This is a genomic window from Stenotrophomonas sp. GD03958 (assembly GCF_029839005.1).
Lineage (GTDB): Bacteria > Pseudomonadota > Gammaproteobacteria > Xanthomonadales > Xanthomonadaceae > Stenotrophomonas > Stenotrophomonas hibiscicola.
In genome coordinates, this window is the sequence record NZ_JAOBZT010000048.1 from 19,642 (window position 1) to 34,773 (window position 15,132).

Consider the following 15,132-nt stretch of genomic DNA (forward strand, 5'->3'; position numbering starts at 1 on the left):
CGTTGAAAGGGTCCGACCCCCGGCTTCTTCAGCTGCGGCGCAGCCGCTGGCGGTGCCCGGACAGGTCCATGCTCCACAGCAGCAGCGCACCCAGCAGCGCCGGCAGCACGCTGAGCACGGACAGCATCATCAGGAATGACACTGGCAATTCCATGCGGACGGGCTTGCCCCGGCGCAGCTGGTAGCGGATCCATGCCGTGGCCAGCACGGTCCAGGCCAGCAGCCAGCACAGCGGTGCCAACCACAGCGAAGGCGAGGGCACCCACAGGTACACGGCGGTACCGACCACTGCGATGGCTGCGCAGGCGACCGGCAGGGCCAGCCAACGCAGCCGGGAAGGCGGCACGGACGGGTCTTCAGGGGCGCTCTGCCAGACGAACAGATGACGCAGGCCAATGGCCAGCAGCGTGCCGAGCAGTGGCGCCAGCGCTGCCGTGCCCAGCACGATCGCCCTGCGCTGCTCTTCCGACTGGTAGGGCAGCAGCGTGTTGGCGATCTGGGTGGTGGCCAACGCGATGAAGGCCATCAACGTCAGCGCCACGCTTGCCAGCAGTGCACGCAGCAATGACAACTGTGCCGCGGTGAGGCGGGTGACATCGCTGGCGCCGGCCCAGAAGCGGGCTTGGCCCGCATCGATGCCGGGCGGCAGAGGACGGTCCTCCTGGCAGCCCAGTACGTCCATCAACGCTGCGGCCTGGCGCGGCACGCGCAGCGGCAGCGCGGACATCAGGTTGCGCAGGTGCGAACGCGGTTCGCGCAGCTGCTGAAGGCGGCTGGCAGCGTCATCGTGGCTGGTCCAGCGTCCGCCACGCGCCTCCATCTGCTGGGCCAGCAGATCGGTCTGCGCGGGCAGTTGCAGCCAGTCCTGCCAGGCGTGTTCGGCCAGCTCGCGCAGTTCGCCTGGTGCCAGGCCGCAGCCCGCGTCGTCCCAGCCGAAGGCCTGGTAAAGCGCCGCGGCTTCGGACAGGTTCATGGGCGCCTGCCGCGCGCGCAGCGCCTGCAGCACCCTAGCACTGGCTTCAGCGCGCTCGTTCAGGGACCACTGGCTGCGCAGACCCTGCAGGTACACCGCGAAAGGTTGCGGGTCGGTGGATTTGGCGCGCTGCAGCAGGTCCATCCAGTTGCTCATGGGTTTGCCTCGTGTGGGGGCTGCAGGCTTGAACGATCACTGTCTGCATTGCCGGGGGAGCTGGAAAATGCCCCGCGGAGGATTGCGATGGCGGCCAGCAGGGCGCACGTCAGAAGCAGTGCCAAAGCGACCGTTCGCCGCGTGAAGCGTCTGCGTGACGGCACGGAATGGTGCAGGGCGTCGCATGCGGCCGCCCAGAACATGACCTGCCTGCGCTGCAATGGCGGTGGGAGCGCCACGTGCGCCATCACAGGCACGCCGACAAGGTAATGCAGCGTTTCACGCATTTCGTGCCGCGTGCGCGCGGACAGCGCCTGGATGCGCGCGCGCAGTGGGTGCCAGGGGCCACTGAGCCGGGCGACACGGGTGCGGGCCTGCACCACCGAAACCGGCGCATTCTCAAGATGCATGTAACGGGCGAGCGCGGTCTCGTTGCCTGGCACCAGCAACCAGCACAGGTGCATGCTGTGGCCGAGGGCGGCCATGTCGTAGCACTCGCGGATACTGTCCCGGTCATACCACTGGAAGCGGTCGGCCAGCTGCTCGAAGTTCGCTTGCGGGAACGGCGTAGTGCCCTTCATCAGCCGTTGCCAGGTTGCCAGGTTCACCGCGCCAGCATCCGCAGGGGGCTGCAGTTCCGGGGACTGCTGCAGCCAGGCTGCGAAGTCTGCCGGATCGCGTTGCTGACCGTTGCGGACGATGCGGTCGGCAAGCGCCTCGGCGGCAGATGGCCCTGTCGAATGCGTGGTGCCCAGATCGATTCCTGCGATCATCGGTCCTTCCCTAGTATCCGTGCCTGATTCTAGCCAGCATCGGTGCCCCCAACCATCAGCCGTTGCCCCATCCGGCCCCAGCGGCTATGGTCCCGGGCTGTTCTGTCGTACCGGATTGCCTCATGTCACCACGCAAAGCCCTTCCCACCGCCCTGGCCCTGGGCCTGACCCTCGCCGCCGGTGCCCACGCCGATGAAGGCATGTGGATGCCGACGCAGCTGCCGGAGCTGGCCAAGCCGCTGCACGCCGCAGGCTTCAAGGGCAATCCGGCCGACCTGGCCAATGTCACCGCGCCGCCGCTGAGCGCCGTGGTGCGCGCCGGTGGTGGTACCGGTTCGTTCGTGTCCGCCGACGGCCTGCTGCTGACCAACCACCACGTGGCGATGGGCGTGATCCAGTACAACAGCTCGCCCGAGCACGACCTGATCACTGGTGGCTTCATCGCCAACGGCCGTGCCGACGAGCGCCCGGCCAACCCGGACTTCCGCGTGCTGGTCACCGTCGGCTTCGACAAGGTGACCGACCAGGTGCTGGCGCAGGCCCGTGGCAAGACCGGCCGCGCCTACTTCGATGCGGTGGATGCGGCCAGCAAGCAGATCGTGGCTGAGTGCGAGAAGGACGGCAGCGTGCGCTGCTCGGTGGCCAACATGTACTACGGCACCGATTTCTATCGCATCGCCCAGCTGGAACTGAGCGACGTGCGCCTGGTGTACGCGCCGCCGCGCGCGATCGGCAACTACGGCGACGAGATCGACAACTTCATGTGGCCGCGCCACACCGGCGACTTCACCCTGCTGCGCGCCTATGTCGGCAAGGACGGCAAGCCGGCCGCCTACAGCAAGGACAACGTGCCCTACCAGGCACCGGCGCACCTGAAGATGTCGGTGGAAGGCCCGAAGGAAGGCGACTACGCGATGCTGGCCGGTTACCCGGGCATCACCTATCGCCACCGCACCGCGGCCGAATTCGCCGGCCAGATCGATGCCGTGCTGCCGCGCCGCGTGTCGGTGTTCCAGCAAATGATCGACACCATCGAGGCCGCCACCGCCAAGGACGCGCAGGCGCGTACCCGCTATGCCTCGCAGCTGCAGTCGCTGAAGAACAACCGCAAGCGCGCCGCTGGCGAACTGGAAGGCCTGCTGCGCAGCGACGCCAAGGCCCAGCGTGCCGCCGACGAGACCGCGATGCTGGCCGCGACCGACCGCAAGTACCAGGGCGACATCAAGGCGTTGCTGGCCAACCTGTCGCAGGGCGCGGCGGTGGGCGAGCGTGACCTGCTGCTGGACCAGATCGCCGCGCAGAGCCAGCTGCTGCGCTCTGCGCTGCTGCTGGAGCGCCTGCGCATCGAATCGGCCAAGCCTGACGCGCAGCGCGAGAGCGGTTACCAGCAGCGCGACCAGGCGATGATCGAAGGCGTGCTCAAGCAGGTCCAGCGCCGCTACGCGCCGGAGGTCGAGAAGGCCCTGCTGACCACCCTGCTGACCCGCTACCAGCAGCTGCCGGACGCGCAGCGCGTGGCCGAGTTCGACGCGGCCTTCGGCCGCACCCCGCAGCAGCTGGCCACGGCGCTGGACACCCTGTACGCCGGAACCCAGCTGGGCGATGAGGCGCAGCGCCTGTCGCGCTTTGCCGCCGCACGCGAAGGCAAGGCCCTGGCCGCCGATCCGCTGATCGCCGTGGCCGGCCCGCTGGTGGCCGCGCAGCTGCGCATCGAGAACGAGAGCAAGACCCGCGAAGGCGAGCAGCTGCGCCTGCGCCCGGCGTACATGCAGGCGCTGTTCGCCTGGCGCGCCAAGCAGGGCCGCGCCGTGTACCCGGATGCCAACCGCACCCTGCGCATCAGCTACGGCAAGGTCGAGGCGCTGCACCCGCGCGACGGCGTGACCTACTCGCCGGTGACCACCGTGGCCGGCATTGTCGAGAAGAACACCAACGCCTACCCGTTCGATGCGCCCAAGCCGCTGCTGGCCGCGATTGCCAAGGGTGACTTCGGCAGCACCGCCGACCCGGCGCTGAAGACCCAGACGGTCAACTTCCTGACCAACCTGGATACCACCGGCGGCAACTCCGGCTCGCCGGTGCTCAACGCCAAGGGCGAACTGATCGGCCTGAACTTCGACAGCAACTGGGAATCGGTCAGTGCCAGCTGGTGGTTCGACCCGCGCTACAAGCGTGCCGTGCACGTGGACATGCGCTACCTGCGCTGGCTGCTGGCCAAGGTCTACCCGGCACCCGAGCTGCTGAAGGAAATGGGCGTACCGGCCCAGTAAACCGGTACCTGGCAGGCGCCCACCGCTTCCTGGTGGGTGCCCATTGATTCCCGGTAGGTGCCCACTGTTAGTGGGCACGGATGTCCCCGTCACGACCAACGGTCGTGACCCACCAGACGGACCAATGGTCGTGACCCACCGCCATGACCTACCCGCACGACCAGCGGTCGTGATCTACTGACCCCTGTCCTGACGGAAACGCACGCGTGGTCTCCAGCTGGATCCTGCTGCTGGTCTCGGTTGCCTATGCTGCGCTGCTGTTCGGCGTGGCGTGGTGGGGCGACCGTCGGCCGATGTATCCCGACCGGCCGTGGCTGCGGCCGGTGGTCTACAGCCTGGCGTTGGCGGTGTACTGCTCGTCGTGGACCTTCTACGGCGCGGTCGGCACCGCCGTGCGCAACGGCGTGGGCTACCTGCCGATCTACATCGGCCCGCTGCTGCTGCTGCTGTTCGGCTGGCGCATCATCGAGCGCCTGGCGCTGATCGCGCGCAGCCAGAACGTGGTCTCCATCGCCGATTTCATCTCCTCGCGCTTCGGCCGCTCGCGGCGGCTGGCGGCACTGGTGGCGATCATCGCGCTGATCGGCATCATCCCGTACCTGGCCCTGCAGTACAAAGCGGTGGCGATGAGCCTGCAGGTGCTGACCGGCAACACCGGCCCTACCGGCTTCTTCACCGACCCGGCGCTGTACGTGGCGCTGCTGATGGCGTTGTTCGCCACCCTGTTCGGTACCCGCCAGGTCGATGCCACCGAGCACCATCACGGCATGATGCTGGCGATCGCCTTCGAATCGGTGATCAAGCTGCTGGCGATGCTGGCCGTGGGCGTGTTCGCCTACCTCTGGCTGAGCAATCGCACCGACGCGGTGGTCGAGTCGGTGCATACGCTGTTCACCGGCCTGCCGCCGGTGGGCTTCATCTCGCAGACCCTGCTCAGTTTCCTCGCCATCATCTGCCTGCCGCGCCAGTTCCACGTGGCCGTGGTCGAGTGTGGCGATGTGCGCGACGTGCGCCGCGCGCGCTGGATGTTCGGCGGCTACCTGGTGCTGATCTCGGGCATGGTGCTGCCGATCGCCACCGCCGGCGTGACCCTGTTCGGCACCGGCGGCAGCGTCGCCGACGACTCGATGGTGCTGGCCCTGCCGCTGGCTGAAGGCCGCAACGCGCTGGCACTGATCGCCTATGTGGGCGGCTTCTCGGCCGCCACCGGGATGGTCATCGTCTCGTCCATCGCGCTGGCCACCATGGTCAGCAATGACCTGGTGATGCCGGTGCTGCTGCGTCGCAGCGGCGACCACCAGGAGGCGGCCGACGTTGCCTCGCGCGTGCTGTGGATCCGCCGCCTGGCGATCCTGCTGCTGGCGCTGATGGCCTACAGCTACTACCGCACCAGCAGCAACGACAGCACGCTGGCCTCGTACGGCCTGATGGCGTTCGCCGCGGTGGCGCAGTTCGCACCGGGCCTGATCGGCGGCCTGTACTGGCGTGGTGCCAGCCGGCGTGGCGTCGAGATGGGCATGCTGCTCGGTTTCGCCACCTGGCTGTACACGCTGCTGCTGCCGGCGATGACCATGGCCGGCTGGGTTGATGCCGGCTGGGTGCAGCACGGTCCGTTCGGCATCGAATGGCTGCGTCCGCAGCAGCTGTTCGGCATGACCGGCTGGGATCCGCTGACCCACGGCACGTTCTGGTCGCTGCTGGTCAACGCGGCGACGATGATGCTGGTGTCCGCGCGCTGGCGCCCCGGTGTGGACGAGCGGCTGCGCGCCGCGCCGTTCCTCGACCCGTATGCCGAGCGCCCGTCGGTGGCCGGTGGCTGGCCCGGCCACGTGCATGTGGGCGACCTGCTGGCACTGGCCTCGCGCGTGGTCGGAGAGCGCCACGCGCGGCGTTCGTTTTTCGAGCAGGCACAGTCGCTGGGGCGCGAGCTTCAGTCCTCGGCGCCTGCGGACCGCCCCTGGGTACAGTTCACCGAACGGCTGCTGGCCGCCTCGATTGGTGCGGCATCGGCGCGCCTGCTGCTCACCAGCCTGCTGCGTGGCTCGGGCATGGACCTGGGTGAAGTGGTGGCGGTACTGGACGAAGCCGGGCAGGAACTGCGCTTCAACCGCGAGATCCTGTCGACCACGCTGGAGAACATCAGCGCCGGGGTCAGCGTGGTCGATCCGGACATGCGCCTGACCGCGTGGAACCGCCGCTACCAGGACATGTTCGGTTACCCCGACGGCATGCTCTACGTGGGGCGCCCGGTGGCCGACCTGATCCGCTACAACGCCGAGCGCGGCGAGCTGGGCGAGGGCGATATCGAAGTGCAGATCAACCGCCGCATCGGCTACATGCGCGCCGGTTCGCCGCACGTGTTCGAGCGCACCCGCAGCGACGGCAAGGTGATCGAGATGCGCGGCCAGGCGCTGCCCGGCGGCGGCTACGTGACCAGCTACAACGACATCACCGACTACAAGCACGCCGAAAAGGCGCTGCTTGAAGCCAACGAGACGCTGGAACAGCGCGTGGCCGAGCGCTCGCATGAGGCCGAGGTCGCACAGCAGTCGAAGACGCGCTTCCTCGCGGCGATCAGCCACGACGTGCTGCAGCCGCTGAACGCCGCGCGCCTGTTTGCGTCCGCGCTGCGCGACAGCGATCACGTGAGCGACGAGCAGAAGCATCTGGCCGAACGCGTGGACGCGTCGCTGCGCGCTGCCGAAGAACTGCTGGATGGCCTGCTGGACGTGTCGCGGCTGGATGCCGGTGGCCTGCACCCGGTGATCGGCGAGTTCGACGTGAGCGCGCTGATGCGCGAGCTGGCCGCGCAGTACACCCCGGTCGCCGCCGGTCGTGGCCTGCGCCTGGACCTGTTCGCGCGCCCGGCCTGGGTGCGCAGTGATCGCCGGCTGCTGCGACGCGTGCTGCAGAACTTCCTGGCCAATGCGCTGCGTTACACCCGGCAGGGCCGCATCGTGCTGGCGGTACGCCAGCGCGGCGACGAAGTGGAGCTGCAGGTGTGGGATACCGGTCCCGGTATTCCCGAGCACCACATGCGGCAGATCTTCGACGAGTTCCACCGCTACCAGCAGCCGTTCGACTGGGGCGAGCAGGGGCTCGGCCTGGGCCTGTCGATCTGCCAGCGCATCTCGCGCCTGCTCGACCACCGGCTCAATGCGCGCAGCCGGGTCGGCAAGGGATCGATGTTCTCGATCATCCTGCCGCGGGTGGCGCCGCTGCTTGGCTACACCGAGCCGGTTGCGCCGGTCACGGCCGTGGCCGCGCCGGTACGCAGCGATTCACTGTCCGGCCTGCGCGTGCTGTGCGTGGACAATGACGAGGAGATCCTCGACGGCATGCGCGCGCTGCTGGGCCGGTGGCAGGTGCAGGTGATCACTGCCGCCACCGTCGACCAGGCGCTGGAGAAGATCGCCGAGCGGCCGCAGGTGATGCTGGTGGACTACCACCTGCACGATCGCATGGATGGCCTTGATGCCCTGGTGGCGCTGCGCGAGGCGGCCGGCTACCCGCTGCCGGGTGCGCTGCTGACCGCCGATGGGCGTGACGAACTGAAGCGGATGGCACGCGAGCGTGGCTACCGCGTGCTGACCAAGCCGATCAAGCCGGCCTCGCTGCGCGCCTTCCTGGGCGCGCTGCGCGACGCGCAGTAGTGCCGGCCGCTGGCCGGCAACCACGACGTGAAACCATGCCAGGCAAGCCTGGCATCGACCAGAGCTTCATCAGCCTGGCAGTAGATCCACGCCATGCGTGGATGTGACGTCAGGTAGTGCCGGCCGCTGGCCGGCAACCACGTAATCGCGGAAGCGTTACCCCACGCCGTGCAGGTGCTCGTACAGGATCGTCGCGCCGATGATCACCAGGATCACGCCACCGATGATCTCGGCACGCTTGCCGACCATGCTGCCCAGCACACGGCCGAGCATGATGCCGACGGTGACCATGGTGAGCGTGCACAGGCCGATGACCGCGGCCATCACGCCGATATGCACGTCCATGAAGGCCAAGCCGATACCCACCGCCATCGCGTCGATGCTGGTGGCGAACCCGGTCAACGCCAGCTTCCAGAAGCCATGGTGCTGGGAGGGGTCTTCGTCTTCGTCGGCACCATGCGGGCGCAGGCCGTTGTAGATCATGTGGATGCCCAGCGCGCCAAGCAGGCCAAAGGCAATCCAATGGTCAAAGGCCTCTACGTACTGCAGGGCGGCACGACCGAGCAGCCAGCCGATGATGGGCGTGATCGCCTCGATGGCGCCGAAGATGATGCCGGCACGCAGTGCATCGCGGAACACCGGCTTGCGCATGGCCGCACCCTTGCCGATCGCGGCGGCAAAGGCATCGGTGGACATGGCAAAGCCGATCAGGAGGATCGAAATGGGGGACATGGACAGCGACTGAGGTCGGGCAAGGACGGACGCACGGCTCGCGCTCGCGCCCAACCTGACGTTGCGCGCGCGGGCCGCTGGTCTCGCCAACCATCATGGTTGTCCACGCCACGGCGCACTGGCCGAGTATGTTGACGTGGACGATTCCTGCGAAGGAATCCGGCTACTCCCCAAGGGGACGCGAAGCTTAGCATCGCGATTCGCGCGTGGCGCATTTCCAGCGAAACGCGCAGGCAGGGCTGGTTTGTATAGCGATGGCTATATCGCGAGCGCAGCGGTGCCGGGTAGTGCCGGCCGCTGGCCGGCATGCGCAGCGGCGAGAGCGTGCCAAGCAAGCTTGGCACCTTCCGAAGCGGTTTCGGGTGATTTCAGGAGCTGAAGGCGATTGCCGGCCAGCGGCCGGCACTACCTCAATCTTCTTCCGGCGGCAGCACGATGGCGTCGTCGTCGATCGCCAGCTTGCCGGCCATCAGCACGGCCTGGGTGCGGTTGGTCACGCCCAGCTTGCGCAGGATGGCGGTGACATGGGCCTTGATCGTCGCTTCGGAGACGTTGAGGTCGTAGGCGATCTGCTTGTTCAAGCGCCCGGCGCCCAGCATCTGCAGCACGCGGAACTGCTGCGGGGTCAGCTCGCGCAGGCGCTGGCCGACTTCGCGTTCTTCGCTGCCGGTGGGCGGCACGTTGTGCGCTTCCGGCGGCGCCCAGGTCTCGCCATCGAGAATGGTGCCCAGTGCATGGCCGATGGTGTCCGAATCCGCAGACTTCGGAATGAAACCCAGCGCGCCGTGGTCGAGCGCGCGGCGCATCACCGTGGCTTCTTCGCGTGCGGACACCACCACCACCGGCAGGTGCGGGTGCAGCGAGCGCATGTGCACCAGCGCGTTGAAGCCCTGTGCGCCAGGCATGTTGAGGTCCATCAGGACCAGGTCGGCGTCGTTGTGCTGGTCGGCCAGTGCATACAACGCTTCCACGCTGTCGGCCTCGAACAGCTGCACGCCGGGGATGACCCGCTGCACGGCCCCACGCAGGGCTTCGCGGAACAGCGGGTGGTCATCGGCAATCAGGAGGGTGGTCATGGTCGGGGGGAACCGTGGGGGAAAGCAGATGGGGTCAGAGCCCTTTCCTTGCGGAAAGGGATCCGACCCCGGGTCGTACGTCAGCGCACCTTGCGCTCGTCCACCAGCGACGCCACCACCGACGGATCGGCCAGGGTCGAGGTGTCGCCAAGCTGGTCCGGCGCGTTCTCGGCGATCTTGCGCAGGATGCGGCGCATGATCTTGCCCGAGCGGGTCTTCGGCAGGCCCGGCGCCCACTGCAGGTGGTCCGGCGTGGCGATCGGGCCGATTTCCTTGCGCACCCAGGCGATCAGTTCCTTGTGCAGTTCATCGCTCGGGGCCTCTTCGGCCACCAGGGTGACGTAGGCGTAGATGCCCTGGCCCTTGACGTCGTGCGGGAAGCCGACCACGGCCGCCTCGGCCACCTTCGGGTGCGAGACCAGCGCGCTTTCCACTTCGGCGGTGCCGATGCGGTGGCCGGACACGTTGATCACATCGTCGACGCGGCCGGTGATCCAGTAGTAGCCGTCCTCGTCGCGGCGGCAACCGTCGCCGGTGAAGTAGCTGCCCGGGTAGGTGCGGAAATACGTATCGATGAAACGCTGGTGGTCGCCGTACACCGTGCGCATCTGGCCCGGCCAGGAATCACGGATGATCAGGTTGCCCTCGGTCGGGCCGTCCTGGATCTCGCCATCGGCATTGACCAGCGCCGGCTGCACGCCGAAGAAGGGCAGGGTGGCCGATCCCGGCTTGAGGTCCATCGCGCCGGCCAGCGGCGAGATCAGGATGCCGCCGGTTTCGGTCTGCCACCAGGTATCGACGATCGGGCAGCGGCTGTCGCCGACCACTTCGTAGTACCAGCGCCAGGCTTCCGGATTGATCGGCTCGCCGACGCTGCCGAGCAGGCGCAGCGACGCGCGCGAGGTCTTCTTCACCGGCTCCTCGCCTTCGCGCATCAGCGCACGGATCGCGGTCGGGGCGGTGTAGAAAATGCTCACCTTGTGCTTGTCGATCACGTTCCAGAAGCGCGAGGTGTCCGGATAGTTCGGCACGCCTTCGAACATCAGCGAGGTCGCACCGTTGGCCAGCGGTCCGTACACGATGTAGCTGTGGCCGGTGACCCAGCCGACGTCGGCGGTGCACCAGTAGATGTCGTCCTCGCGCAGGTCGAACACCGCTTCATGGGTGTAGGCCGCATACAGCAGGTAGCCGCCGGTGGTGTGCAGCACACCCTTCGGCTTGCCGGTGGAACCGGAAGTGTAGAGGATGAACAACGGGTCTTCCGCGTTCATGCGTTCCGGTTCGCAGGTGGACGGCTGGCTGTCCACCACATCGTGGAACCAGCGGTCGCGCGGGGCCTGCATGTCCACCGCGCCGCCGGTGTGGCGCACCACCAGCACGGTTTCAACCGTGTTCGTGCCCGGTAGCTTCAGCGCGGCATCGACGTTGGCCTTCAGCGGAATCTTTCGACCACCACGCAGGCCCTCGTCGGCGGTGATGATCAGTTTGCTCTGGCAGTCGCTGACGCGGTCGGCGATCGAGTTCGGTGCGAAGCCACCGAACACCACCGAGTGGATCGCACCGATGCGCGCGCAGGCCAGCATGGCCACCGCGGCGTCGACGATCATCGGCAGGTAGATGGTGACCCGGTCGCCCTTCTTGACGCCGAGGTTGCGCAGCGCGTTGCCGAGGCGGCAGGTGCGCTCGTACAGCTCGCGATAGGTCACATGCTGGGCCGGTGCATCCGGGCCGTCCGGCTCGAACAGCAGGGCGGTCTTGTCGCCGCGCGTCTCGAGCTGGCGATCCAGGCAGTTCACGCTGGCATTGAGCTCGCCATCCTCGAACCACTTGATGCGGAAGTCGGACAGGTCATAACTGACGTTCTTGATCTTCGTCGGCTTGCGCATCCATTGCAGGCGCTCGGCGGCCTTGCCCCAGAATCCATCCGGATCGGCCACCGACGCCTGGTACTGCTGTTCATAGGTCTTCTTGTCGATGCGTGCCTTGGCGGCGAACTGCGGATCGACGGGGTAGATATCAGCCATGGCACCCTCACTTGCACGTTGACTTTGTATGTGCGGTCGCAGCATCGCAACGACCGATCCCCCTCAGTTTGCCCCATCCACCCCCGGCCGCGTCACCACCCTGGTTAGACCATGGTCGAAAGTGAGCGCCTTGCAGGCCCGGGTTCGACCAATGGCGAATAGCCGCTATACATAATCGCCCCGCAGTCTCGGCTCGACCGTGCCCCACGCGCGGCATCACCTTGCCACTTGGGAGAGAGGGCAACATGAGCCACCGTACGTTGAAAGCCGTGCGCACACCTTTGGCGGCCTGCCTGCTGGTCGCCCTGGTCGCACCGGGCATGGCGTTCGCAGAGACCGCCAAAGAGAAGGCACTGGAAGCACGCGTTGCCGAACTGGAACGCCAGGTCCAGCTGCTGCTGTCTTCGCAGCAACAACAACAGACCCAGATCAGCCAGACCCAGCAGGCCGTGACCGAAGTGCGCACGGTGCAGGCCGAGCAGAAGCCGGTCGCACAGGTGCCGGCCGGCAAGCAGCCGATCCAGGTCACCACCCTCACCCCGGGCGCGGCGCCGGGCACCACGGTCAAGATCGGCGGCTTCATCAAGGCCGACTTCCTGGCCACCCAGACCAGCGATGGCCAGCTGGCCGACGACGCCACCGGCCGCTCTCTGTACCTGCCGGGCCAGACTCCGGTGGAAGGCGCTGGCGGCAGCGGCAAGCGTTCGGGCACCGATTTCAACGCCCACGCCAAGTTCTCGCGCTTCAACCTGGGCATCGACAACGTCAGCGAATCGGGCAACAAGGCCGGTGCGTTCTTCGAGATGGACTTCTTCGGCAATTCGCTGGGCAACCAGACCGCCACCAACACCTACGGCGTGACCCTGCGCCACGCCTACATGTACTGGAACAACTGGCTGGCCGGCCAGACCTGGTCCAACTTCATGGACGCGGCCGCACTGCCGGAAGCGGTCGACTTCGTCGGCCCCACCGACGGCGTGATCTTCGTGCGCCAGGCGCAGGTGCGCTACACCCAGGGCGGCTTCAGTGTCGCACTGGAGAACCCGGAAACCACCACCCTCACCGGGACCCGCAACCCGGTCACCGGGGCATGGACCAACGCCAGCGCCAACTCCGACCGTGGCAGCCTGCCCGATCTGACCCTGCGCTATGGCTGGAAGGGTGATTGGGGCACCTTCGGTGTCGGCGGCATCGTCCGTCAGCTGAAGGTCGACAACCAGGCCACCGGCGCCAAGGCCGACAAGGTGGCTGGCGGCCTGACCCTGGGCGGCAAATGGGTGATGGGTGACAGCGATTCGCTGCACTACCAGCTGACCGGCGGCGAAGGCATCGCCCGCTACATCGGCCTGGGCATCACCGCCGACAGTGCCTATGACGTGGCCCGCGACGAACTCAACCCGACCGGCGTGCTTGCCGGCTACGTCGGCTGGCGGCATGCGTTCTCGCCGAAGTTGCGCACCAACCTGATCTACGCGCGCAGCGACTACGACAACGACAGCATCCTCGGCCCACTGGTGACCAAGAGCGTGCAGAGCGTCCGCGGCAACATCTTCTATTCACCGCTGCCCAAGGTCGATATCGGCGCCGAGCTGATGTACGGCCGTCGCGAAGTGGAGAACGGCAACAAGGGTGACATCACCCGGTTGCAGTTCACTACGAAGTACAGCTTCTAAGAGCGTGCCGGCCAGCGGCCGACACCTACCGAGATGGGGTGCCGGCCAAGGTCGGCATCTACCGAATTGAGTGCCGACCAACGGTCGGCACCCACCAACAACGATTGCTTCGGAGGGGAAGCGTCCCATGTCCAGTACACCCAGCACCGCACATAAAGCGGGCACCCTGACCAAGGGCCACAAGAAGGTCATCTTCGCCTCGAGCCTCGGCACGGTCTTCGAGTGGTATGACTTCTTCCTGTACGGCTCGCTCGCGGCCATCATCGCCAAGCAGTTCTTCAGCGGCGTCAATGAAACCACGGGCATGATCTTCGCCCTGCTGGCGTTTGCCGCCGGCTTCTTCGTGCGTCCGTTCGGCGCGGCCTTCTTTGGCAGCCTCGGCGACCGCATCGGCCGCAAGTACACCTTCCTGGTCACCATCCTGATCATGGGCATCTCGACCTTCCTGGTCGGCGTGCTGCCCAACTACGCCTCGATCGGTTTCGCCGCACCGGTGATCCTGATCATCCTGCGCCTGGCCCAGGGCCTGGCGATGGGCGGCGAGTACGGCGGTGCCGCCACCTACGTGGCCGAGCACGCGCCGGACGACAAGCGCGGCCTGTACACCAGCTTCATCCAGTGCACCGCCACGCTGGGCCTGTTCCTGTCGCTGCTGATCATCCTGGCCTGCCGCATGACGCTGGGCAACGAGGCCTTCGAGGCCTGGGGCTGGCGCATCCCGTTCCTGGTGTCGATCCTGCTGCTGGGCATTTCGGTATGGATCCGCCTGCAGCTGAGCGAATCGCCGCTGTTCCAGCAGATGAAGGCTGAAGGCAAGGGCTCCAAGACTCCGTTCCGCGACAGCCTGAAGGGCGGCAACCTGAAGCTGATGTTGCTGGTCCTGCTCGGTGCAGCGGCTGGCCAGGCCGTGGTCTGGTACGGCGGACAGTTCTACGCGCTGTTCTTCCTCAGCAGCATGCTGAAGGTCGATGCCACCACCTCCTACCTGCTGATCGCCGCAGCGCTGGCACTGGGCACGCCGTTCTTCATCTTCTTCGGCTGGCTGTCCGACCGCATCGGCCGCAAGAAGATCATCCTGGCCGGCTGCCTGCTGGCGGCCATCACCTACATCCCGATCTTCAAGGGCCTGACCCACTTCGCCAACCCGGCCATCGAAGAAGCGCGCAGCAGCTCCCCGGCATTGGTCGTCGCCGACCCGGCCACCTGCTCGTTCCAGTTCGATCCGGTGGGCCTGCGCAAGTTCACCAGCTCCTGCGACGTGGCGACCGCCGCGTTGACCAAGGCCGGTGTGCCGTACGACGTGCAGCCCGCCGCCGCCGGTTCGCTGGCGATGGTGAACGTGGGCAGTGCCAGCGTCACCTCGTATGAGGCCGCCGGCCTGACCAAGGAAGAAGGCAAGGCCAAGGCCGATGCGTTCGGCGCGGAGCTGAAGACCGCCCTGACCTCTGCCGGCTACCCGGCCAAGGCCGATGGTGCGCGCATCAACATTGCCGGCACCATCTTCATGCTGTGGCTGCTGGTGCTGTACGTGACCATGGTCTACGGCCCGATTGCCGCCTACCTGGTGGAACTGTTCCCGACCCGCATCCGCTACACCTCGATGTCGCTGCCGTACCACATCGGCAACGGCTGGTTCGGTGGCTTCCTGCCGGCGATCTCGTTCGCGCTGGTGGCCGGTACCGGCAACCTGTACTACGGCCTGTGGTACCCGATTGCGATCGCACTGATGTCGGTGGTGATCGGCGGCCTGTTCCTGCGCGAAACCAAGAACGTGGATATCACGAAGTAAGAATGATATTCAC

At 66.9% G+C, this 15,132-nt stretch carries 9 protein-coding genes and 1 riboswitch; of the genes, 4 read left to right on the plus strand and 5 right to left on the minus strand.

Going from position 1 to position 15,132, the window contains the following annotated elements; genetic code table 11:
• Positions 1 to 28: 28 nt before the first annotated feature.
• Together N5C25_RS14035 and N5C25_RS14040 are read right to left on the minus strand one after the other, a co-directional pair.
• On the minus strand, positions 29 to 1,129 hold the full coding sequence (locus tag N5C25_RS14035; protein WP_058979255.1) for a hypothetical protein: 1,101 nt from the start codon (positions 1,127 to 1,129) through the stop codon (positions 29 to 31).
• The gene (locus N5C25_RS14040; RefSeq protein ID WP_164144839.1) at positions 1,126 to 1,902 is read right to left on the minus strand and encodes a hypothetical protein; all 777 of its coding nucleotides are present in this window, start codon (positions 1,900 to 1,902) and stop codon (positions 1,126 to 1,128) included. Before N5C25_RS14040 ends, N5C25_RS14035 begins: the two co-directional genes overlap by 4 nt.
• 122 nt (positions 1,903 to 2,024) lie before the next feature.
• Between N5C25_RS14040 and N5C25_RS14045 the strand changes: the two genes are divergently transcribed.
• Together N5C25_RS14045 and N5C25_RS14050 are read left to right on the plus strand one after the other, a co-directional pair.
• Positions 2,025 to 4,172 (plus strand): S46 family peptidase, encoded by a 2,148-nt coding sequence (locus N5C25_RS14045; protein WP_279937142.1) that lies wholly within the window; start codon positions 2,025 to 2,027, stop codon positions 4,170 to 4,172.
• 206 nt (positions 4,173 to 4,378) lie between these two features.
• Positions 4,379 to 7,825, plus strand: coding sequence for a PAS domain-containing hybrid sensor histidine kinase/response regulator (locus N5C25_RS14050; protein WP_279937143.1), 3,447 nt, complete (start codon positions 4,379 to 4,381; stop codon positions 7,823 to 7,825).
• Positions 7,826 to 7,981: 156 nt separating this feature from the next.
• Here the strand turns inward: N5C25_RS14050 and mntP are convergent, their stop codons facing one another.
• The 3 genes from mntP to acs form a co-directional block, all read right to left on the minus strand.
• Entirely contained in the window at positions 7,982 to 8,557 is a 576-nt protein-coding gene (gene mntP, locus N5C25_RS14055; RefSeq protein WP_279937144.1) for a manganese efflux pump MntP, read from the minus strand.
• Between the two features lie 88 nt (positions 8,558 to 8,645).
• Positions 8,646 to 8,735, minus strand: a riboswitch (yybP-ykoY riboswitch).
• 232 nt (positions 8,736 to 8,967) lie between these two features.
• Positions 8,968 to 9,633, minus strand: a complete 666-nt coding sequence (locus N5C25_RS14060) for a response regulator transcription factor (protein WP_006477308.1) — start codon at positions 9,631 to 9,633, stop codon at positions 8,968 to 8,970.
• Between the two features lie 80 nt (positions 9,634 to 9,713).
• Positions 9,714 to 11,657, minus strand: coding sequence for an acetate--CoA ligase (gene acs / locus N5C25_RS14065; RefSeq protein ID WP_262214560.1), 1,944 nt, complete (start codon positions 11,655 to 11,657; stop codon positions 9,714 to 9,716).
• Between the two features lie 245 nt (positions 11,658 to 11,902).
• Between acs and N5C25_RS14070 the strand changes: the two genes are divergently transcribed.
• Together N5C25_RS14070 and N5C25_RS14075 are read left to right on the plus strand one after the other, a co-directional pair.
• Positions 11,903 to 13,330 carry a DcaP family trimeric outer membrane transporter gene (locus N5C25_RS14070; protein ID WP_058979243.1) on the plus strand — a complete coding sequence of 476 codons (1,428 nt, stop codon included), beginning with the start codon at positions 11,903 to 11,905 and terminating at the stop codon, positions 13,328 to 13,330.
• A gap of 127 nt (positions 13,331 to 13,457) precedes the next feature.
• Positions 13,458 to 15,119: an MFS transporter gene (locus tag N5C25_RS14075; protein ID WP_005420402.1), complete on the plus strand. Its 1,662-nt coding sequence runs from the start codon at positions 13,458 to 13,460 to the stop codon at positions 15,117 to 15,119.
• Positions 15,120 to 15,132 lie beyond the last annotated feature (13 nt).